21 protein-coding genes and 4 pseudogenes are annotated in these 20,656 nt (G+C 48.0%); 13 read left to right on the forward strand and 12 right to left on the reverse strand.

Going from position 1 to position 20,656, the window contains the following annotated elements:
- The first annotated feature begins 4 nt into the window (after positions 1-4).
- From Q3V30_RS21825 to Q3V30_RS21840, 4 genes and pseudogenes are all read left to right on the forward strand, one after another.
- Positions 5-304, forward strand: coding sequence for a type II toxin-antitoxin system RelE/ParE family toxin (locus tag Q3V30_RS21825; protein ID WP_306213351.1), 300 nt, complete (start codon positions 5-7; stop codon positions 302-304).
- The gene (locus Q3V30_RS21830) at positions 301-600 is read left to right on the forward strand and encodes a helix-turn-helix domain-containing protein (protein ID WP_306213352.1); all 300 of its coding nucleotides are present in this window, start codon (positions 301-303) and stop codon (positions 598-600) included. The genes Q3V30_RS21825 and Q3V30_RS21830 overlap by 4 nt, the downstream gene beginning before the upstream one ends.
- A gap of 137 nt (positions 601-737) precedes the next feature.
- Positions 738-967: pseudogene (locus Q3V30_RS21835) on the forward strand (sulfite exporter TauE/SafE family protein); the annotation flags it as partial.
- Positions 968-1,105: 138 nt separating this feature from the next.
- Complete coding sequence (locus tag Q3V30_RS21840; protein WP_306213353.1) at positions 1,106-1,357, forward strand: hypothetical protein; 252 nt, start codon at positions 1,106-1,108, stop codon at positions 1,355-1,357.
- Positions 1,358-2,108: 751 nt separating this feature from the next.
- Here the strand turns inward: Q3V30_RS21840 and Q3V30_RS21845 are convergent.
- Positions 2,109-2,321 (reverse strand): tail fiber assembly protein, encoded by a 213-nt coding sequence (locus Q3V30_RS21845; protein WP_306213354.1) that lies wholly within the window; start codon positions 2,319-2,321, stop codon positions 2,109-2,111.
- 1,643 nt (positions 2,322-3,964) lie between these two features.
- Here Q3V30_RS21845 and Q3V30_RS21850 point away from each other — a divergent pair.
- Positions 3,965-4,165, forward strand: a pseudogene (locus Q3V30_RS21850) (helix-turn-helix domain-containing protein); the annotation flags it as partial.
- A gap of 129 nt (positions 4,166-4,294) precedes the next feature.
- Here Q3V30_RS21850 and Q3V30_RS21855 read toward each other — a convergent pair.
- On the reverse strand, positions 4,295-5,038 hold the full coding sequence (locus Q3V30_RS21855; protein WP_306213355.1) for an SDR family NAD(P)-dependent oxidoreductase: 744 nt from the start codon (positions 5,036-5,038) through the stop codon (positions 4,295-4,297).
- Positions 5,039-5,130: 92 nt separating this feature from the next.
- Between Q3V30_RS21855 and Q3V30_RS21860 the strand changes: the two genes are divergently transcribed.
- Together Q3V30_RS21860 and Q3V30_RS21865 are read left to right on the forward strand one after the other, a co-directional pair.
- Positions 5,131-5,685, forward strand: a complete 555-nt coding sequence (locus Q3V30_RS21860) for a TetR/AcrR family transcriptional regulator (RefSeq protein ID WP_306213356.1) — start codon at positions 5,131-5,133, stop codon at positions 5,683-5,685.
- A gap of 210 nt (positions 5,686-5,895) precedes the next feature.
- Positions 5,896-6,444, forward strand: a complete 549-nt coding sequence (locus Q3V30_RS21865) for a TetR/AcrR family transcriptional regulator (RefSeq protein ID WP_306213357.1) — start codon at positions 5,896-5,898, stop codon at positions 6,442-6,444.
- 303 nt (positions 6,445-6,747) lie between these two features.
- Here Q3V30_RS21865 and Q3V30_RS21870 read toward each other — a convergent pair whose 3' ends face one another.
- Complete coding sequence (locus Q3V30_RS21870) at positions 6,748-7,605, reverse strand: LysR family transcriptional regulator (RefSeq protein ID WP_306213358.1); 858 nt, start codon at positions 7,603-7,605, stop codon at positions 6,748-6,750.
- Positions 7,606-7,707: 102 nt separating this feature from the next.
- Between Q3V30_RS21870 and Q3V30_RS21875 the strand changes: the two genes are divergently transcribed.
- Both Q3V30_RS21875 and Q3V30_RS21880 read left to right on the forward strand, forming a co-directional pair.
- Complete coding sequence (locus tag Q3V30_RS21875; RefSeq protein ID WP_306213359.1) at positions 7,708-9,078, forward strand: MFS transporter; 1,371 nt, start codon at positions 7,708-7,710, stop codon at positions 9,076-9,078.
- 107 nt (positions 9,079-9,185) lie between these two features.
- On the forward strand, positions 9,186-9,590 hold the full coding sequence (locus tag Q3V30_RS21880; protein ID WP_306213360.1) for a cupin domain-containing protein: 405 nt from the start codon (positions 9,186-9,188) through the stop codon (positions 9,588-9,590).
- Between the two features lie 57 nt (positions 9,591-9,647).
- Here the strand turns inward: Q3V30_RS21880 and Q3V30_RS21885 are convergent.
- The 3 genes and pseudogenes from Q3V30_RS21885 to Q3V30_RS21895 form a co-directional block, all read right to left on the reverse strand.
- Positions 9,648-10,453, reverse strand: a pseudogene (locus Q3V30_RS21885) (sugar phosphate isomerase/epimerase family protein).
- 16 nt (positions 10,454-10,469) lie between these two features.
- Positions 10,470-11,269, reverse strand: a pseudogene (locus tag Q3V30_RS21890) (sugar phosphate isomerase/epimerase family protein).
- Positions 11,269-12,261, reverse strand: coding sequence for an LLM class oxidoreductase (locus tag Q3V30_RS21895; protein WP_306213540.1), 993 nt, complete (start codon positions 12,259-12,261; stop codon positions 11,269-11,271). The pseudogene Q3V30_RS21890 and the gene Q3V30_RS21895 overlap by 1 nt, the downstream one beginning before the upstream one ends.
- A gap of 151 nt (positions 12,262-12,412) precedes the next feature.
- On the opposite strand from Q3V30_RS21895, the gene Q3V30_RS21900 reads away from it, so the two are divergent.
- Positions 12,413-13,312, forward strand: a complete 900-nt coding sequence (locus tag Q3V30_RS21900; RefSeq protein WP_306213542.1) for a LysR family transcriptional regulator — start codon at positions 12,413-12,415, stop codon at positions 13,310-13,312.
- Here Q3V30_RS21900 and Q3V30_RS21905 read toward each other — a convergent pair.
- The 6 genes from Q3V30_RS21905 to Q3V30_RS21930 form a co-directional block, all read right to left on the reverse strand.
- Positions 13,309-13,983, reverse strand: coding sequence for a gamma-glutamylcyclotransferase (locus Q3V30_RS21905; protein ID WP_306213361.1), 675 nt, complete (start codon positions 13,981-13,983; stop codon positions 13,309-13,311). The two genes, Q3V30_RS21900 and Q3V30_RS21905, sit on opposite strands and share 4 nt — an antisense overlap.
- A gap of 564 nt (positions 13,984-14,547) precedes the next feature.
- Positions 14,548-15,444 carry an alpha/beta fold hydrolase gene (locus tag Q3V30_RS21910; RefSeq protein ID WP_306213363.1) on the reverse strand — a complete coding sequence of 299 codons (897 nt, stop codon included), beginning with the start codon at positions 15,442-15,444 and terminating at the stop codon, positions 14,548-14,550.
- 60 nt (positions 15,445-15,504) lie between these two features.
- On the reverse strand, positions 15,505-16,152 hold the full coding sequence (grxB, locus tag Q3V30_RS21915) for a glutaredoxin 2 (protein WP_306213365.1): 648 nt from the start codon (positions 16,150-16,152) through the stop codon (positions 15,505-15,507).
- Positions 16,153-16,185: 33 nt separating this feature from the next.
- A complete protein-coding gene (locus Q3V30_RS21920) occupies positions 16,186-16,539 on the reverse strand; it encodes a putative quinol monooxygenase (RefSeq protein ID WP_306213367.1) in 354 nt (117 codons plus the stop codon).
- A 124-nt stretch (positions 16,540-16,663) separates the two neighbouring features.
- On the reverse strand, positions 16,664-16,861 hold the full coding sequence (locus Q3V30_RS21925; RefSeq protein ID WP_306213369.1) for a tautomerase family protein: 198 nt from the start codon (positions 16,859-16,861) through the stop codon (positions 16,664-16,666).
- Between the two features lie 121 nt (positions 16,862-16,982).
- Entirely contained in the window at positions 16,983-17,903 is a 921-nt protein-coding gene (locus tag Q3V30_RS21930) for a LysR family transcriptional regulator (protein ID WP_306213371.1), read from the reverse strand.
- Between the two features lie 616 nt (positions 17,904-18,519).
- Here Q3V30_RS21930 and Q3V30_RS21935 point away from each other — a divergent pair.
- The 3 genes from Q3V30_RS21935 to gfa all read left to right on the forward strand — a co-directional run bounded on the left by Q3V30_RS21935 (position 18,520) and on the right by gfa (position 20,624).
- Positions 18,520-18,795: a metal-sensing transcriptional repressor gene (locus tag Q3V30_RS21935; protein WP_306213373.1), complete on the forward strand. Its 276-nt coding sequence runs from the start codon at positions 18,520-18,522 to the stop codon at positions 18,793-18,795.
- Positions 18,796-18,861: 66 nt separating this feature from the next.
- Positions 18,862-19,971 carry an S-(hydroxymethyl)glutathione dehydrogenase/class III alcohol dehydrogenase gene (locus Q3V30_RS21940; RefSeq protein ID WP_306213375.1) on the forward strand — a complete coding sequence of 370 codons (1,110 nt, stop codon included), beginning with the start codon at positions 18,862-18,864 and terminating at the stop codon, positions 19,969-19,971.
- Between the two features lie 77 nt (positions 19,972-20,048).
- Positions 20,049-20,624: an S-(hydroxymethyl)glutathione synthase gene (gene gfa, locus Q3V30_RS21945; protein ID WP_306213377.1), complete on the forward strand. Its 576-nt coding sequence runs from the start codon at positions 20,049-20,051 to the stop codon at positions 20,622-20,624.
- The last annotated feature ends 32 nt before the right edge of the window (positions 20,625-20,656 follow it).

Raw genomic sequence — 20,656 nt, forward strand, 5'->3', positions numbered from 1 at the left:
GGCAATGCAGCTGGACGTTATTGCCGCACTGAATCTTCTGAAGCAGGACGGTCCATACCTCGGGCGGCCGCATGTCGATACGCTGTACGGCTCGAAAATCCCCAACATGAAAGAGCTCAGAGTTCAGAGCAACGGCCGACCTGTAAGAGGATTCTTTGTATTTGATCCCCTGCGCAAAGCCATCATCCTTTGCGCGGGTAACAAAGAAGGCGCTGATGAAAAGCGTTTCTACAAAACCATGATTAAAACGGCTGAAAGCGAGTATCACCGACACCTGGACCAACTGAAACGGAGTGGAAAATGAAAACGCTGGATGATCTGATGGCTGATTTGACACCCCAGGAACTGACTCAGGTGAATGATAAAGTTGCAGAAATGCGGCTTGATTCTCAGTTGTATAAACTTCGCGAGGCACTGGCTAAAACGCAGAAGCAGCAGGCAGAAGCTATGGGGATCGCACAATCCTCCGTGGCGGCTATCGAAGGGCGTGGCGAGGATCTGAAAATCGCGACGCTCAAACGATATGTTGAAGCGCTCGGCGGCCAGCTAACTATCGGTATCAATATGCCCGGTGGCGAGCACGTCGATTTCACACTCTAACTGTCCCCCGTAAGTGTGGTCGCCTGGCGATACGGTGTCCCCCGTAAAAGCTGGGGCTAACGTACCGGTTATTCCCCAGCGCCTGCGCTTCCTCTCTCCTTAGCTCTGTCTCACGGTCTGCTTTCTTTACTTAATGCTGCTGTGCGACAGCTGCTCCTCTTTCGCTGCCGGTGGCGCTGTGCGGCGCTGTAACTTATGCAATGAGCGGCTGGCAAAAAATCCCGGTAAATGGCTTCCAGGGTTTTATCAATCTGAAAATTACGGGCTGGGTGGGCATTTCCATTACCCGCCGAGTGGTCCCGATGTCTAGCATGCGCGAATCTATGTGCTGCTGTTATGCGCCGTGCTGCTGGCGATGCTGTTGTAGCATAGAATTTTTAGCTGCTAACAGGTATGCTGTTGGTTCTTTCCGGCTCTGCCGGGCTTAACTGATGAATGCCATGCCGAGTACAGTGGATCAGGCAGCGTACCCTGACCAGAGTGGGCGTGTCATGCAGGTGCGGCAATGAAGAAAAACCGCTTTCAGGCAGAAAATAATGCTGAATACGGATTGACTCCTTGCGCGCAAAATCAGCCGTATTGGGTCATGGCGAGCTCTGGGCAGCATGGTGGCAACTCAGATATGAGGAAGGAGCGGAAGTTTACAATTGCTCCTACAGTTGATGAAGGCATTAATAACATCGCGATGTATCTATCATCGGAGAGCAGGCCATTCTTTCCTTATAGCCTGTGCGGCATCTCGGAGCACTCCCTTTAGCCTGATGTCCCCTACTCTTTGCCTTTTTGACTCCAGATAGTGCAGTATATTCTCCCGACTTAGGGGAATCCCCTCCCGCATAATCATAATCACAGCCTCACCCAGCTCAGTCTCAATTAAAGCGGCCCTTTCTCCATTCCTGACAGGTTTCACAGCTGGCTCTCAATTTTGCGAAATCCTGACCATATCACGGGCCGTGCTCCTGAACTATATCCGTGAGGCTCAACTAATGGATCATTAAGGCTAACCTAACTCCTGACCAGAAAAATCTGAAGTTTGCAAACGTGAGAATATCCCTACAGTAATCGCCATTGGTGCCGGTTAGGTTAGATAAACTACACAAGCAGATGATCGCATGTGTAGTGCAAGAGTAATTTTGATTCCTTTCCCGACCATGACGGTCGGGCTTTTTGCGTGATTTACTGGCAATTAAATTGCATAACATGCCTTATCGTCACGATAAAAATTGCTGGCTTTCCAAAGATTACCAGGCTGATATCTTCCGCATGCGTGTTTCTTTTGTACGCGGATTTCTTTGCTATTCTGAACTTCAGAAGCTGGCCTTTTAGCCGGTTTTTTATACCTCGGTCTGCACATTCTAGCTGACCTGTCTGCGGACTACTAAACTTACATCTCATGCACAAGCACCTGTAGAGATGCGGTGTCCGAAGCTTGCCCCGTCGCCGGGGCTTTTTTGTCGGTAACCGGGCTTATCTGGTCATGAGATATCATCTGACGTATTTGCATCAATTCAGCTAAGAAGTACATGATACTTCTTCCGTAAAGGTAGAGCTTCCGCCTTTTCACTCGTTGCTCCATCGATATCAACTGCGTCTTGCAGGGTGTCTCGCCGCAAACTCGCTTCCGTTAACAGCACATCCTTCATAGATAAATTGGCATTGATTGCGGCTTTCTTTTGAATAGAATTTTCCCCAATGCCGCCAGAACAAACAGATGCACTCAAGCGGAATACTGAGCCACCAGTGTTCGCGCGGGACTGGGTATAACGTTTCCGTCCTTAACCGTCCCGGCGCCCTCTTCAGAGCCCATAGGCCTGCAGGTTTGTGAACAATCCTTTGGCAAGCCCCCTACGGCTCCGCCTGCACCGAAAGATGCATAACCGGATCCTGCCTGATCCCGCCCCCCCCGCCACAAAGGCATTCAATGATAATTTTTTTGTCCCTGGCATTGGTGTGTAATTACCCGATAATATGAAAATCTGTGCATTCAAAAGAACCCAGCATCTATTAGTGATTTCATTGCTGCCAGTAGCTGAATAATGCTGTCTTTACTTAAAGATAATCCGGCAGCTGCCATCTATTCCAGGACTGAATCGAAAAAGTCAGCATCAAGGGCAGTCGGAAGCTCACCTGTCTGAGGCTCCCCGCCTGTAAAGCCATTTTTGCCCGCGCCAAATTTGTCCGGCTGCGCGGTAGATGTGTCTACGCGATACATTGTTACTCCAGGTATCTGAAAATAACGTAAGTATGGGAAGGTGCCAGCTTGTAGAGTGTGCATTCTGCAACCGTGTCGCCCTAGGTGCGGAGATTGTCGTTGCAGTTTCTGATAGCTGTCATGAGGGGTATCTGTGTAACGGTCGGCATACTCACCTGCCAGTAGTAACGCCAGTCATCGCTGTAGAGAGAGTCAGGCAGTCAAAAAGGCATGTGAACTGGCTTTTTTTCTAACCGGTTATGGTCACTGAGAGCCGTTGTGAAAGTGGCTCTCAGCTTAACGCGTTAGTGATTGAGCTGGTTATGCTGCCAGGCTGCGCTGTCCTTCAATCAGTGACTGGCGATGGTTGCGATCAAACATGCCAGTTAATTCCTCCCTGCGCTTGTCATAGTCCCAGCCCAAGCCGGTGAAGACAGTATCAGCACACTGAAGCTCAGCGACGTGCTGAAGATATATGCCATGTGGTGATCAATGGGCCGGGTCTGGATTGCAGTGATTGCCATACCTATGAACCAGTAAAATGTGGCTGACCCCTGATAATTCCATTTTTGCACAAAATTTACGCATCACTCTATGGCCAAACGACGCCGTTAGGATTATTCATAACTCCACTACCATGGATTAAGTTTGAGGCTATGCCAGTATTACAATTGATATGTCCAGAATGCGGATGTGACCGGTTCACTTCATCTGCAAAATCTTCCAGAGATGAATGCGTTGCCAGTATCCGGTGCGAGAAATGTTCAGCAACGGTCCCTGTCGATGATGTTGTCTGGTACCAGAATGAGTTCATTGCTCCAGGACTTCAGGCGTTAGAAGACAACGTTTCTTTCACCAGTGCTTTTTACCTTATTCCGGGGTCATAGTTCATCATCAGGCGTACTCGCAAATGCGCCCTGTGATAACCTCAGTAATTGCCGTCCGGCAGAGTTACAGTTCGACACGCTGACATGCAAGCTTTCTGCATTACGGTTTTCGCCATGGCCACCCACTGTGGGTCTGCGCCTGTTTTTTAACAGTATCCAGCAAGGGAATGAAAATGGCGGCTTACATCCCTGAGCCGGTTTATCTTGCCAGTCTCACCGTGTGAAAGTGTCCAATACCCTTAACGGTGCTGCCGTCCCGGGGTTTTTTGAATCGCCACGGGTTTAACGGACACCTCTGGAACGCACCAATGAACGCAGACATGAAGCTAAGCTCAAAGGCATACGATTCGGCCGCAAACATACCATAAACAGGGCTATCGTTCTCGCACTCCATAGCAAAGGATCCGGGGCAATTCCAATTTCACGTCAAATTGGAATTGCGCGATCAACCGTCTATAAAATTATCTCTGAAGCGAGAGAAGAATAATTAATGCTCTGGATAATATCAAAATACGCCCTAATTATCTTAGAGTACTGTATCCAAAAGCGTTCGCGACACCAAGAACGAAAGAAAGGGGGGACGAATCTCCCCCGGCCAGCAAAAAAGTGATCCGTATCAAACAGCTACGTAGCCGCCATCTACGAACAGTTCTTCACCGCCGACAAAGCTGCTTTCATCAGAAGCCAGGAACATGACCGCCTTTGCAATTTCTTCGGTTCTGGCGAGCCTGCCGAATGGGATCGCTTGCTGCATCCACGCTTCCGAACCTTCATTGTTTTGCAGATAGGTCTGCATCGCGGGGGTCAACACCATTCCAGGAGAAACGACATTTACCCGGATACCCTGACTTTTCAGATCGGTAGTCCATGTGCGCGCAAGCGAGCGGATCGCCGCCTTCGTTGCACTATAAATGGAAAGATTTGCAAAACCCTTGCTGCCTGCACCTGAGCCGGTCAGGATGATGCTGCCGCCAGCGGTCATCAGCGGCAGCGCTTTCTGCACGGTGAAGACAGTCCCTTTCACGTTAATGCCGAACACACGATCAAAGTGTTCTTCCTCAATGCCACCAATCGGTGCTGATTCCGATATTCCTGCGTTGGCAAAAACCATATCCACACGGCCTTTTTCCTGCTGAATCTGCGCGTACAGGCGATCAAGGTCAGCCAGATTACTGACATCGCCTTGTACGCCCACGACACCGTACCCGATTTCCTTTAAGGCTTCATCCAGTCGGTCTTGCCGGCGACCAGTGATGTAGATGTGAGCGCCTTGCTCGGCGAAGGATTTGGCAGTGGTCAGACCGATGCCGTCCGTGCCGCCAGTGACGAGCACCACCCTGTTCTCAAACCGTTTTGTCATGTCGCTTACTCGCTTTCGTTTCAAATGGAGGGTTGTTCCACTTATTATATGGAGCTATCCTCCATTTATAAAGTTGCAGCGAGACCACGATTTTGACCGATGAAACAACTTTAAGGGCCGACGCCCAACGAAACAGAGAGCGCATCCTCGCAGCCGCCGAAGAAGTGTTTCTGGAGAAAGGCGCTAGCGCCTCCTTGGACGATGTTGCGAGGTGCGCCGGAGTCGGCATCGGCACGCTGTATCGGCGCTTTCCAACACGCGAAGATCTGTTGGCTACGGCCTACAGCCCCCGCTTCCTCACTTTTGCAGAAAACAGCCGTGCCCGAGCTGCAGAACTTGGCCCATTAAACGGCTTGCAAGCCTATTTAGAAGAACTGGTTCAACTCACGACTGTCTATCGCGGCCTTGCGTCCTCACTAGGCACTGTTCTCCAGATCGGAACGCCGGGTTGCCTCGCAACGAGTGCGGAAGGGGGGCGTCTTCTTGACCAGGCTCAAAAGCTGGGAGCTATTCGGCCTGATGTCACCTTTGGCGATCTGGTGTGCATTGCCACGGCCATCTCACTGTGTGCCGAGAACGACATTTCGCCGAAAACACGAATCTCGCATCTGGTGAATCTGTTTGTAAATGGAGCGGTGGTGAAGTGAAGCTAAATAAAAAATTACTCAGATATCTTTCTGAATGGGCATTACACTTTTTTGTGGCGTGATAATTGTCGGCTAATAGTTGATATCATTTTCAGGGTAAGCGTCGGTAACCTTTAATCTATATCCCTTAACGTGATTTTTTGTTCCACTGAGCATTAGTCGTTTAAATACTAACAATGAATTACATTCTTAGCGTACGTATTCGTTCCATTGGCCCTCAAACCCCGAGTAGCAATTGCACAGGCACTCTTTCATGAACATGGCTATGATGCAGTCAGTATTGCTGATCTGACTCAGGCGCTGAATATCAAGCCGCCAAGTTTTTATGCTGCATATGGCAGTAAGGTTGGGCTGTATGAACGGAGCCTGGAGCGTTATGCGCGGGAGAGTGCGCTTCCCCTGAACAAATTATTATCAACTGATAAAACTGTTGTGGAAGGCGTGGAAGGTTTGCTGGTAGCAGCCGCCAGACAATATGGCCTTCATAAACATCAGCGAGGATGCCTTGTTACCGAAGGCATGCGGGCAGATGACAAAGATGCCCGTGAAGTGGCATGCAGGCTGGCCAGACCGGGAATTACAGCTATAAATGACTGGCTAATGGCCGTGTGCCCGGAGTCAGCAGACTGTCTTACAGACTTTATCGTGGTAACGCTGAAAGGATTATCTGCTGCTGCGTATCAGGGCATGCCACAACGCAGACTGGTAGAAACGGCAAAAATAGCTGCACAGGTTGTAGCTACACATATCAATCCCTGATGAGAATTCAGTCAAACTACTCATTGCTGCAATGGAATGAAATTTTTTATTTTAATAAAAAAGTCTGAATTTCATTGTCTGATAAAATGAGCTGACGGAGTAGAGGGGGCGTTTGGGGAAGGTTCAACATTGTACAGCAGGCCTATTTTCTGAGCTGCTGTAGCTTTAGTAATGGGTGTACGCCAATACCAGAAGTTTGATTTCCAACAGTACGAAAAGGCATGTTTTCGTACTGTTGAACTTTAAACCCCTGGCACATTTAAGCGGAACGCAGGTTATATGTGAGGAAAGAACGTGATATCACTATAATCCTAAGCCAACTTCTTTCAATATGATAGCTATAGCATTTGAAGCATGCACAACTAAGGGATCATTACGACGATCCGGGTGCTTGGCTATCCAAATATCAAGACTAAGCATTGACTCGTCAACCTCGAGCTTAACCAGACGCTTATCTTTATCTGCAAGGAAACATGGCAAACCTGCAATACCCACGCCGGAGCAAACAGTTTCATACTGATGACTGAGATCGGTCATCTCACATAAAACACGTTTATCACCAATTATTTTATCCAGCCATTGCTTATTTTCAAAGTTGGTAACGCGTTCAGGATAGGCTATGAACTCCCATAATTCAGGTGATTTAAGATGGTAGTAATTACTTGCGGCATATAGAGCAAAATCCATTTTTCCAATTTTTTTGATTATATCCGTGTCTTTAATTCCTGGAGATAATCTGACGGCAAGATCTGCCTCGAGTCTGGACAGAGAAACAAAATGGACATCACTCAGTATCGATATAAGGACTTGGGGCAATTCCTGAGATAATTTTAACATGTTAGTAGCAAAGAAATGTCTGGCAAGAACAGGTGGTGCGGAAATAGTCACCTTTTCTCTTTTTTGTTTATTTGCAACTGACAGACGCTCTATTTTAAACGTACAGGCTTCTATCTCAACGGCTTCTGCAAGAATAATCTGCCCTTGTGCCGTCAACCTTGCCTCACGCGGGAGTCGCTCGATAAGCTTCGATCCAAGTTCAGCCTCAAGTGACATCAGACGGCGGCTTACCGTTGCCTGGTCAACATCCAGGGCCTTTGCGGCCCCTGATAGCGTACCGGATCTGGCTATGGCAACAAAAAAACGAATATTTTCCCAATTCATTATGTATGCACTTTTGCGTGGATAGTGTGCGTATTTTAGTATTTATACATGTTCTGGCAAGACCTATCATGACGTTAGTTTTTTAATTGCTGGATAGACATAATGTCAAAGTACACCCCTTCATTGATAGCCATACAGCTCGCCACCTGCATGGGTTTCCTCGTGGTTCAACTCGATGTGAGCGTAGTCAATGTTGGCCTGGGCTCCCTTAAAAATGCCTTCAATACCAACCTTACTGGTCTTCAGTGGGTGATTAACAGCTACGCATTGGTGTTTGCAGCGTTGCTGATTATTGGAGGATCTTTTGGAGATAAGTTCGGGGCGAGAAACATTTTTACCTGGGGATTCGCCCTATTTACGGTGGGTTCCATCGGGTGTGGCCTTGCCAATAGCCTGTCTGTGCTCATTGCTCTGAGAGGAGTCCAGGGAATGGGGGCAGCCCTGCTTGTGCCGACTTCGCTGACACTGATCAGACTGTCATTTACCGACCCGTCCATGAGAAGGACCGCAGTAGCCACCTGGGGGGCCTGTGGGGGGATAGCCTTAGCTGCGGGGCCAGTTTTGGGCGGCATTTTAATTCAGTATTTCGGATGCCGCAGCGTTTTCCTCATTAATGTGCCACTGGGCTTACTCGCGATTTTCCTTATTTTGCGTTCAGCTCCGCCATCGCCACGGGTAGATAAAAAAGTCGATGGATTGGGCCAGGGAACGATTGCGGTATGCATTGCGGCATTAACCTATGGATTAACTCAGTCAAGCTCTGAGGGATGGACCCGGGGGCCTGTAGCCATGATGGCCGTTGCGGCGATATTTTTAGTGCTATTTATCCTGATTCAAAGGCGCGTTGCGTCCCCTATGTTGCCCCCGCGCCTGGCTAAAAATAAAATTTTAGCCACCACCGCGCTCTGCGGCGCGATAATCAATCTGACCTTTTATGGCACGGTCTTTGACCTGAGCATCTATTTCCAGAGCATTCTTCATTACGATGCAATCAAAACGGGACTGTCTTTTATTCCTTTAACGGCTGTGCTGACAATTTCTACAATGGTGTCCACGCGAGTAGCAAAAAAAGTCAGCGATATCCGGATCATCACTACCGGCTTTAGTGTTCAGATAGACGGATTTATTTTGCTTTCCCAGTTAACAGAGTCCAGCTCTCTGTGGTTCCTGAACGGTACTCTCATGATGGTCGGTATTGGCAGCGCAATGTCTGTGCCTTCAATTACCAATTCTATGCTCTCTTCTGTATCTCAGGACGACGCGGGAATGGCTTCTGGTCTGATGGCATCTGCAAGACAAATTGGTGGCGTCATTGGTGTGGGCCTGTTTGGTGCCATGATTGCCCACAGTGACCCGCGTTCATTTTCAACCGGTATGGCCTACGGTATGTGGTTATCTGCGTTTTCTTTACTGATGTGCATAGGTATTAACGCCCTGGTATTACGTCGGGAAAAAGTGCAGCTAAAGGCCTGACAGGCTGATTATGCAACGTATCCATTATTTTTAATCATTCGGATTGCATGCCGGAAAACAGTTTTTTGTAAAATGTAATCAAGTTCATCACAAATAGGGAGCGATTTATGTCTACTCATTCTAAAGAACAAACTAACCAAACGTCTGAGTTTGAATCCGAAGGTGTAAAATCGGAAGAGCTGGTAAGTAGTGGTAGGGCATGGAACGGTAAAGCTTACGAAAAGTATCTGGAAGGCAAGCCACATTTAACCGTCATGAAAATGCACTTTGAGGCAAATACTACTTTGCCCTGGCACACTCACCCGATGCCTAATGTTGCCTATATTATTTCTGGGTCGCTAACGATTGAAGACAAAGAGACGGGCGAAAGCCGAAAATTTACCGCGGGTGAAGCGTTTAACGAATCTGTTGATGATGTACACCGCGGTTTTACCACTGACGAACCGGTCGAAGTGATCATTACTTATGCCGGCGTTGAAGGGCAGGCGCTCTCAGAACCCTATAAATCTTAATCCAGGATTCATACAAAGCATGCCCTCATTGCATGCTTTTTTGATCGCATTGAGTTTCTAACCAATAAGGGATCTGGCCCATGACGGATGCTTTGCCAGACGATGGTTAATCTCATGAATTGCCCGTAAACTTCGCTCCAGCTTACGGTAAATATCCCCTCCGTAGTCCCATCCCAGCACCCCGATGCTGCCAGCATAACCCATGCGATTGAGTGCAGCGATTATGGCAGAATTATCCAGTTCACCGCAGTCCGGGGCTCCATCGTCGCCACTCCACCCCAACCCAACGGAGACATTGCACTCCCGGAAAGCACGACCTGCATCAACCAGGGTTTGATGGCATCAAGCCGCTGTTCAAGCTGACCTTCTTCGCTGGCAAACCAGTGATAGCCATTAAAAGACGCGCCCAAACAGGGATGGTTAAAGTCCTCGCAAAGTTCAATAACCTGTGACGTGGTCTGTGTGACATGCCTTAAATGCGGGTACAACGCAATTCGCAAGCCGCGTCGCTCGGCAATAGGCAAAATGGACTGGATAAAGTTCTTGATCGCGCCCATGCCGTTGAGTGTCGTTTGAACAGCAAGCTCTATCAGTTCAACCCCTTCCACCGTCTCAATGATGCGCCGCAGCACCGTATCATTACGCCCCTCATGAAGCACCAGATACAGACCTGCAATCTCTAAACCATGTTGCGCTTTAACCCTGGGTAATAAGGCCAAATCGGTATACGGCGTACCTCCCCATGCCGATACGGTAATCCCGTCATAACCCAATTCGGCCAGCATTTCACATTGGGAATGAAATTCATACACGCCCATTGATGAGTAAAAAAATGAGTCCAGCGCATGAACAGGATGGATCATATAAACTCCAGGGAAATTAATAAGAGGATGGCGTCATCACTGACCAGTCGGGATGAGCTGCAAGACGCTTTTCCATTGAACGGAATGCCGCTTGTGAGCGCTGTAAATTGCCATATACGTCGCCCCCCATGCTCTCCCAGCCCATTACGCCATAGCATCCGTGATACTCACGTCGTTCGAGCGCGCCCAGTAATACAAAGTTATCCATTTCGCCTTCGTTTAAGGGTTCAATGGTTGCAACACCGCCCCAACCCAGTGGAGAAAGTCGTGTTCCGGCAAGATTAACTTGTCGAAGCCAGGGCATGACCGCATCAAGTCGTTGTTCTAAGTCCCTCTCCTGGTTCGCATACCAGTGGTAACCGTTAAAAACAATGCCCAGATTAGGATGATCAAACTCTTCACATAAAGAGATGGCCTCCGACGTAGTCTGCATGCCATAGCGCACATGGGGATACAACGCGATATCAATGTCCCGCTGCTCACAAATCGGTAAAAGCCGTTCGAGCATTCTTTTGTCGGCATCTTTAACGTTCTCACCGGAATGCAGTGCCAACTCAATGCGTTGTGTGCCCTCAACCGACTGAACGATATTGGTCACAAAAGACTTAAGGCCCGGGCGATAAATCATATAAATAGCGCCAATGTCGAGACCCCATTGCGGTTTTACCCTCGATAAGGCCGACAGCTCCTTACTCCATGCCGATACCGTCAGCCCCTGATAGCCCGTTTCTGCCAGCATCTCGCACTGGACATCAAGGGGATAAGTGCCCATTTGGTCTGGAAAATAAAGTCCATGTGGTGCAGTGGATGTTCCATTATTGACCTCCTGAAATATGGCTCGGGAAGTGAGGCAACAGGTGTTCGCCGAGTTCGTCGATCACTTCTGAGGCAGGACGACGCTGGGTTTTGAAGTGAAGCGCGACGTGCGAGACGCCCTGCTCTTGCTGGCGTAACCAAAGTTCCCGCAGTGCATTTCGCCCCGCACGTAATACGCGTCCCGGCTGCAGCGGCATGTCAGGGTCACGGTCAAGATCAAACATTGTGCCATAGCCGTAGGGTTTAAAAATGTCGGTGCGGGAGGCGCTTCTCCACCTGTCAATGATGGCCGGAATGCGCTGGGGATCTGCGATATAAGATAAAATTCCGTCGGTATTTTGCGCGGCCCATTCAGTTGTTTGTCCCGCGTGACCTATCACCAGCATCGGCAATCTTTTACCCGCAGGTTTGGGTATCAAATCGATATTGCCTTGCAGATTTCCGTAGAAACGGGATTGATGAACCGGCCAGCTCTTTTCTGTTACGGCACGAATAATGGCGTGCGCATCCCGGAAACGTTCGCCACGATTTTCAAACTCCAGGCCAAATGCCGGATATTCCACAGGCCTGTCACCGGTCGCCAGCCCCAATAAGAGTCTGCCACCCAGAAGCTGATCAACGGTCGAAGCCTGTTTCGCCACAATCAGCGGATCGCGCAGTGGCAGGACAATACCTGCTGTACCTATGGCGATATCGCGGGTGATTGCCGCCAGATAACCTGCATAGGCGAGAGGATCCAGTACCTGACCGACATCCCCAAAATTAGGATCGTAGAAAGGCACATCGCGCAGCCAGATTGCAGAAAAACCGGCCTCATCGACTTTGCGCGCCATCTTCGCGTGGTCTGCCAAAGTTGGACCTACGCTGTTCGGGTAACTTTCAAGAGGTGCAATAAAACCGAAGGTTAGATGGCCGGGTTTGAAGACTCGGGAATAACCTTGATGCTTTGCCAAATCGGCTTGCATTGGCGAGTAATTTGAACACTCAGACATCATATTCTCCGGTAAAAATGAGGAAACATCGGCCTTAATGCCTTATTTCTCTCTTAAGGCTAAAATTTTAAATTTCTTCTAACCAAAGAAAAATAGGCTTATATTCTCAACATAACGGAATATTAGGATGTAATTGAGGGGTGTTATGGCAATGGACTACTTCGGCGCGCTGGGCGCTTTTGTGCACGCAGCTGAGACCAGAAGTTTTACCGAGTCGGGACGCAGGCTGGGAACTTCCTCCTCGGCCGTTGGCAAAGCCGTTGTGCGTCTGGAGGAGGAGTTAGGGGTACGTTTATTTCATCGTTCAACCCGGGCAATCACGCTAACCGCCGAAGGCCAACTCTTTCAGGCCCGTTGCCAAAAGATCCTGGCGGACTTTGACGTGGCTCGCGCAGAGCTGGTTCAGGCTAAAGTCGGTCCGCAGGGCAAGCTCCGCGTGGCTTTGCCTCAATTAGGAAGCCATCTGATGCCTTACCTGGTCGAGTTCCAGCAGCGCTACCCGCAGATTGAACTGGAACTGGATTTCAGCGATCGATTGGCTAACGTGATTGATGAGGGTTTTGATGCGGTTCTGCGCATAGGCATGATCAATGATTCCAGGCTGACTATTCGCCAGTTAACGGGATATAAACATCGGCTTGTCGCCTCGCCGGATTATTTATCCCGAAATGGCGTCCCCTTGACGCCAGACGATTTAAAATCGCATGCCTGCTTACGTTATCGCTTCCCAACCAGCGGCAAATTAGACGTATGGCCATTGGTTGAAAACGGGGTGATTCTGCATCTTGAACTGCCGCAATCCGCCATCGCCAACACCATTGACTCACTCTTTGCTATAGCGGAATCGGGGATCGGTATAGCACTGCTACCCGATTTCATGGTTGAAAATTCAATTTCATTCGGGAGTCTACAGGCCGTGCTGAATGATAATGTTCATGATCATCGCAACGTCTGTATATTATGGCCATCCAGTCGTCAACAATTGCCCAAGATTAAAGCTTTTGTTGATTTTATCGTTTCGCGGCTGCGTTCCGGCAAATCGTGCATTTAAGCTTTCCCTCTCAAAATGGCACGTTCTTCAAGCTCAACGATAAGCTCATCAATATATTCATCCTGAATCCCCCAGGCACCAAGAGTTGTCGCCAGTTGGGTAATGTATTCCGCATTGGTGCCGATATAGCCAGTGGCGGAGAATGCTAATTCTGCAACGGTATAGGGGGAACTCTCTGGCTCGTAAAACGGGTGATTAATCTTTGATACAAAAGCCAGCGCATCAACTTGAGTACCATCTGCCAAAACCACTTCTGACCACACCGGGCAATAAAGGCCGGTAATCATCTCGCGTATCCATATTATGGACAGTTCTCGTTCAAGGTCGGTGTCCGCCAATCTGAAGGCTATGCCGTCTGTGCAGCCCCCCACATCCAGTGATAGCATGCGACCAGGATGCTCGGGAGTCGCCCTGCCCGAGGTCAGGCGAATACAGAATCGGCGTTGCCAGCCTTTCAACTGCGCGCGCTGCATTTCTTCAATGGTAATCAACGGGTTCCACATCAAAGAACCATAGGCAAACACCCACACGGGCTTTTCCGCTACGCGATTCATTAAGACTGACTGCATCGAAAGATAGATTTGATCCATGCTCCACAACATCCCAGCAGGGAATAATCGCTGATGTGTACTGACATATTTGCCACTGAGGATATTTTCGCGGGTTAACAATTTTATACTCCATTGAGAGGGGGAAAGCATCAAGTGCACTGAATGCCGGAAACTCATAAGTAGTCAATGATAACTTTCTATAAAGTTGATAAAAATAATCTAGTATTCACAACACTTCGGAAGTTAAGGATGAAGTACTATAGTTGAAGTTTATTTCATGCGGCTTGTATGAAAGTCACTAACATTAATGTTTATGATAAAATAATATAAACAACCACTGGATTTAAAATAAATAATTCAATATTTAATTATCTAATGATTATTCAATTATAAGGCGGTAGGTTAGTTCGTGTTTAGGCACAATGCACCAGCATGGAGAGAAGAGGGTGTCTTATTTGCGTCACAAGCATAAATAGTTAAATTCATGGGATTAAAAAACAGGGAAATGAAGCTTTCCTTTTTTTCTGTGTAGAGGCATTTTGCCAGTTAAAAGTTTTAGAATAGTAGTTATTTACATCTTTTCATCTGTCACATCAGTATTCAGTTATGAAAAAAGCCTACGCATGCAGGCTTCTCAATATAATTCTTGAGCAGTGTTACGATAGGAATAATATATCTTCTGCCTTATTTACTATACAAAAAGGGTTTAATACACGCCCATACCGCATCGAAATTCACTGCAAAAGCAGGATGTGGGGCATCAGGAATGATGGCCAGTCGCGCATTTGGCAACATTTTATAGGCAGCGATCACTGTGTCCAGCGGTGCATTAACATCCTTTTCACCTGCCATAACAAGTACAGGGGCATGGATTTCTGCAAATAGCGATTTACCGATAGTAGTCTGATCGTATTCTTGATTAGCTTGTTTAAACCATTCTTTCATTTTATCAGGCTTTGGGCGGATATCCGCCTGTTCTGCCCAGTATCGCGGGTCAAGGTCAATAATCGACTGTAAGGGTTCACTACGATCCTTACGCCCACCCTGTACAAACCCCATTTTCCATTCGCCTGCACCAATTGCGACCAGCTTATTGATCTGCAATGGGTAATCGGCTGCAAATTGATATCCCGTGTAAGCGCCATCACTAAAACCAATAATGTCAGTTTTTGAAATTCTTAACGCAGAAAGTACCTCATGCAGATCCTTAGCCTTTTGCTTGTAACCAGGCAGAACTGTGCCGATGTCCGATTTACCATGTCCACGCGTATTCACCAGAATGACGAGATGGTCACTTTTGAGTTTGTCAGCAAACTGGCCCATTTCTGCCATAGAACCAACTACCCCCCCGTGCAAAAGCACCACGGGTTCACCGGAACCATAGACCTCATAATATAATTTAGCATCACCAGACTGCACATAATGACCAGCTTTAGTATTGTTGCCGTAAGGGGTAGGGCTTTGATAGCTATTCGACTGTTGTCCGAACCAGTGCAAAGGTTCATTAGGCTGCATTTCGGCAGCCTGTACTGAAATTGAAGACATGCAAAGTGCTATAAGAGTGGTAAAAGTTTTATTCATTAAGATACTCCTCCTGTTTAGATTGGGAGCATAAACACCTGTGCAGAAGAGGTGGCAGGCTCAGATTGCAATATCATCATTGAGACTGACCTGGGATCTTAAAGACATCTCTCTTCGCCATGCATCAATCTGTGGCGGCCACTGAATCCCTTTAACGATGGATAATGAGCGCAGCAGCGGGAAAAGACGAATATCTGTGAGCGAGAAATGTTGGGTGTCTCTCTCTTGCTGTGTGAACAACAACTCAAGAACGTCAAGTTGTGCATTCATTTCATTAACCATTATTCCACTTTGTTCCAGCAAGCGCGGGAAGGGACCGAAAACGGCTTCTTTCTTGTTGACGAAATATTGTCTCGCCGCATCCGGTCGGAATTCTTCAAAGTCTGAGTTTGCCCAGCGCGGGATCGCCAGCGGATAAATCAGTTTTGTTGCTTCTTCCATCCAGGCTTCGATTGCTGAATTGTCAGGCACTTCCAGGACAGAAGAACCATAGGTCTCATTAATGTATTTGACGATTTCCAGGCTTTCACCAATCGCTTCATTGCGTTCAGTGATGAGGATGGGAAGCATTTTTTTGCCGATGAGACGCGTTGGCGTTTCTTCATCACCGTTAGGCAAAGTTATGATTTCACACGCAACATCTTTCAAGCCAAAAATCATGCGTGAACGTACGCAGAACGGGCAATGATCGTATACATAAAGTTTCATAGCAGAATCTTTCATCATCTTTAATGTAAAAAATTAACGTGTAAACCCATCGAAAGGTTTCATATACACGGCACCAAACGGATCTAATCGCTTGCGAATTTCAGCATCGGGTTCGCCATAAACTGTCAGACCGGTAATGGTGACCAAAGAGAGAAAGGTTTCGGCAAAAGGTGCGAACGTGTGGTCAACATGGCTCACCACATCTTCCTGACGGTAACGCTCGACGATGTGTGCAGTTTGCTGATCTTCACTGACGCTGTAGACGTAGCTAAGCGTGCCAGGTTCTTTACTGGTGGCTTCCACCACGCGTGAGACTAATTCTTTAAATGCAGGGAATTGTCCGTCATTAACGGCCAGGTTAAAAACACATGTGATTTCATTTTTCATCATAATCTCCAGAACTAGGGAAGCAGGCAAACGTGCAAAGAAGAGAGGGAGACATTCACCGCAAGAGGAATATGCCGTTATGCACTGGAGCATAACGGCGAATTTGACACAGGTGCGCTGCTGGTCAGCCTGATTTTTTCAGTGTCTCAGCAAAAATCTCACCTGAGATGGCCCAGTTATCGGTGGTGACGTCGTTGAAAATGACATACACATACTGCGGATCAACTTTGGCATGGGTTGCGATAGCTTCAGTCACCGCTTTAGCGATAGCAGGTTTAGCATCATCACGACCATCGAACATCTGAATATTAACTACTGGCATGGTAGACCTCTTCATGAGTTGAACAACTGTCAGAAGACCTGACGTTGAAGAAATCCTACACTGCTACTGAAAGTGGATAAACAAGCTAAAAGGGGACAGAGTGTAAACCTGTACTCTACAATCATTCGAATGCTTTTTGTGCGGCTAGTGCGATCAATTCATCAATGATAAAGCGCACACCCGGCAACAGATGGCGCGCGCGCGGCCATATCACATTGAGTTCGGTGGGAGCAGGATTACAGGCAGCAAGCAGCGGCACTAACTTACCGTTCTGTATGTGTGGCCGCAGTAATGCTTCGGGGAACTGAATCATACCGGCTCCGGCAATGCAGGCATCAATCATTGCATCGCCATCACTGATTTGATGAAAAGGCGCGGGTTTATGTCTGATGTCCTTCCCATGCTCGTCACGGATAAGCCAGTTAAGCGGAGCTCCACCGCGCCAGGCCAGAATACAGCGGTGATGCGCCAGATCGGCCAGCTTTTCAGGTGTGCCGTAACTAGAAATATAGTCGGGAGACGCGCAGATAATAAGATGCTGATCGTTCAGTTTACGGGCGATGAGTTCGGCAGTGTTTTTCACCGGACCAAAGCGGATGGCGAGGTCGAAACCAATATCCAGCGGGTCAATGATGCGGTCGTTAAAAATGATGGTCAGCTTCAAATGCGGATAGCGTTTTGTCATGTCCATAAGCACCGGCATCATCACCGAGCGGCCAAATGCAGCGGGCAGATCTATCCTCACTGTGCCAGTAGGTTCCGTAAGCTTTGAGCGCAACGCCAACTCTGCCATTTGCAGGGTTTCGAGCGCACTCTGGCAACTTGCCAGATACGCTTCACCTTCGGTGGTCAGGCTGATTTTACGCGTTGTGCGATGAAACAATGAAATGCCGAGATTATTCTCAAGTCTCTGAATACTCTTGCCAATTGCCGATTTTGACACGCCAAGTTGTTCAGCCGCTTCGGTGAAGCTACTTGAATTTGCGGCCGTCACAAAGTGGACAATACTGCTGAAAGACTCGGTCGAAATCACTGCTGTCATCGTGGGTGCCTGAATGAAAATCAGAGGGCTACTTTACAGTAAAGTCGAAGCGCAAAACAGCGCACACAAAAAGCAATCAGCAGGAAGGAAACTGGCGCAATGTGGAAAGTAGACAAGTTGAATGGTGAATAACCTGTTCGCTATTTTCATGAATCTTTCTTTTCAGACGTATTTTAGAGAGCAAGCTTATCATTGCCAGTCAGAGCCGGAATAATCAGGTCAACAAACAATAAAGCAGGGCACTGACATGGTAGTTTTCGTTTTAAGCCACTATATCTGCTCGTCGCTCAATACTGCCCCTGGCTTTCCCTGAGGGTACTTAGTGCCTGTAGCGGACTAACTAATACCCTGACGCATCAGAAACGCGGAAGCCTGTCAGTTCGCCTGACTCCGCAATTATCCTTTTTCTCGTATTTGTTTATATAATAATCACATGCCATTACTAAATGGTGCCCGTATATGACAGTTCAAATAAATTTCCTGATTGTTTCTTAAGAGAAATAAATTTACAGGCACGTGTCTTGTAGACTTTTTCCTCTTATTTAAATGTAAATATACTATACCCCCCTACAGTATGAAGATATACCCCCTCCCACTATCCATAAGGTGAACGCCTATGCCACATACACCAAAAGAAAAGAAGAAAGTCCTTGCTCGCGTTAAACGTGTACGCGGTCAACTGGAAGCACTGGAATTGGCCCTGGAACGTGGGGATGACTATAGTCCGGTGCTTCAACAAATTTCTGCTATACGGGGCGCAGTAAACGGTCTGATGGCGGGAGTGTTGGAAAGTCACCTGCGGGAAGAACTCAAAAGCGTTAATACCACAGCAGAATCGAGAGATGCATCAATTGATGACGCCGTTTCACTGATAAGGACGTATCTGCGCTAATTAATCAATATCCTGGACAGGATGCAGAAGCAGCCTGTCTGTGCCTAAACCTTTAAAGGACCCCCTATGAAATCACGTGCCGCAGTTGCATTTGGTCCAGGTAAGCCGCTCGAGATCGTAGAAATCGACGTTGAGCCACCTCGCGCTGGTGAAGTATTAGTTAAAATTACCCATACCGGCGTTTGTCACACCGATGCCTTTACGCTGTCTGGTGACGATCCGGAAGGTATTTTCCCGGCCGTACTGGGTCATGAAGGCGCGGGCGTGGTGGTAGAAGTCGGGGAAGGGGTGACCAGCGTCGTGCCTGGCGATCACGTTATCCCTCTCTACACTGCTGAATGTGGAGAATGTCTGTTCTGTAAATCAGGAAAAACCAACCTCTGTGTCGCCGTTCGCGCTACACAGGGTAAAGGTCTAATGCCTGATGGCACCACACGTTTCTCATATAACGGTCAGCCAATTTTCCACTACATGGGCTGTTCAACCTTTAGTGAATATACCGTCGTTGCAGAAGTCTCTTTGGCGAAGATTAATCCGGAAGCCAACCACGAACACGTATGCCTGCTTGGTTGTGGTGTCACAACTGGTATCGGCGCTGTTCACAATACCGCAAAAGTTCAGGAAGGCGATTCAGTTGCCATCTTTGGTTTAGGTGGTATCGGCCTGGCTGCCCTGCAGGGTGCTCGTCAGGCTAAAGCCGGTCGCATCATTGCCATTGATACCAACCCGGCTAAATTCGAGTTGGCCAGGAAATTCGGTGCCACTGAATGCCTGAATCCAAACGACTTCGACAAGCCTGTTCAGGAAGTGATTATTGAAATGACTGGATGGGGTGTTGACCATTCGTTTGAGTGTATCGGTAACGTCAATGTAATGCGGGCTGCGCTGGAAAGTTCTCATCGCGGCTGGGGCCAGTCCGTGATTATCGGCGTGGCCGGCGCAGGGAAAGAGATTTCAACACGTCCATTCCAGCTGGTCACAGGTCGTCAGTGGAAAGGTTCCGCATTTGGTGGCGTTAAAGGCAGAACTCAGTTGCCGGGCATGGTTGAAGACGCGATGAAAGGAGACATCGAACTTGAGCCTTTCGTGACACACACCATGGAGCTGGAAAAGATTAACGACGCCTTTGATCTGATGCATGAGGGCAAATCAATCCGTACCGTCATTCATTACTAATCGCTTTTATCCCAGAGCTGAAGCGTGCTGGCTTATATTCAGCAGCACGTTTTTATATTATCAATAAGGAAACTGCCATGGCTCATATCAACCTGCACCCTGCAATTAATAATGGTTTCAAACCAGCGGACGAAAACTTTTCTGGCGGGACATTGAAGTGTCATTGCGTCCGTCATCCAGTTGAAGTTATCGTTCAGGCCCAAACGATGCACAATCATGCCTGTGGATGCAGCAAATGTTGGAAACCTGCAGGTGCGACTTTCGCGATAATCGCGGTAGTTCCGCGCGAAAAAGTGAGTGTTATTGCCAATCCGGAAAAACTCAAGATTGTTGATGAAAGCGCTACTATTCAGCGTCACGCCTGTAAAGAATGTGGTGTGCACATGTATGGTCGTATCGAAAATAAAGACCATGCTTTCCACGGTCTGAATTTCGTACATACTGAGCTTTCTGAACAGTCAGGCTGGGCGGCTCCTGCATTCGCGGCCTTTGTTTCTTCAATTATTGAAAGTGGTGCTCCGGTATCACAGATGGATGAGGTGAGAAGCAGCCTGAACAAGCTTGGCCTGGAAACCTATGACTGTTTGTCTCCTGCATTAATGGACGTGCTGGCAGCGCACACCGCTAAAGAGAAAGGCACATATCACGCCTGAAAATTTTGTATAAAAAACAGGTGAAAAGTGGA

The organism is Erwinia pyri (genome assembly GCF_030758455.1).
Taxonomy (GTDB): domain Bacteria; phylum Pseudomonadota; class Gammaproteobacteria; order Enterobacterales; family Enterobacteriaceae; genus Erwinia; species Erwinia pyri.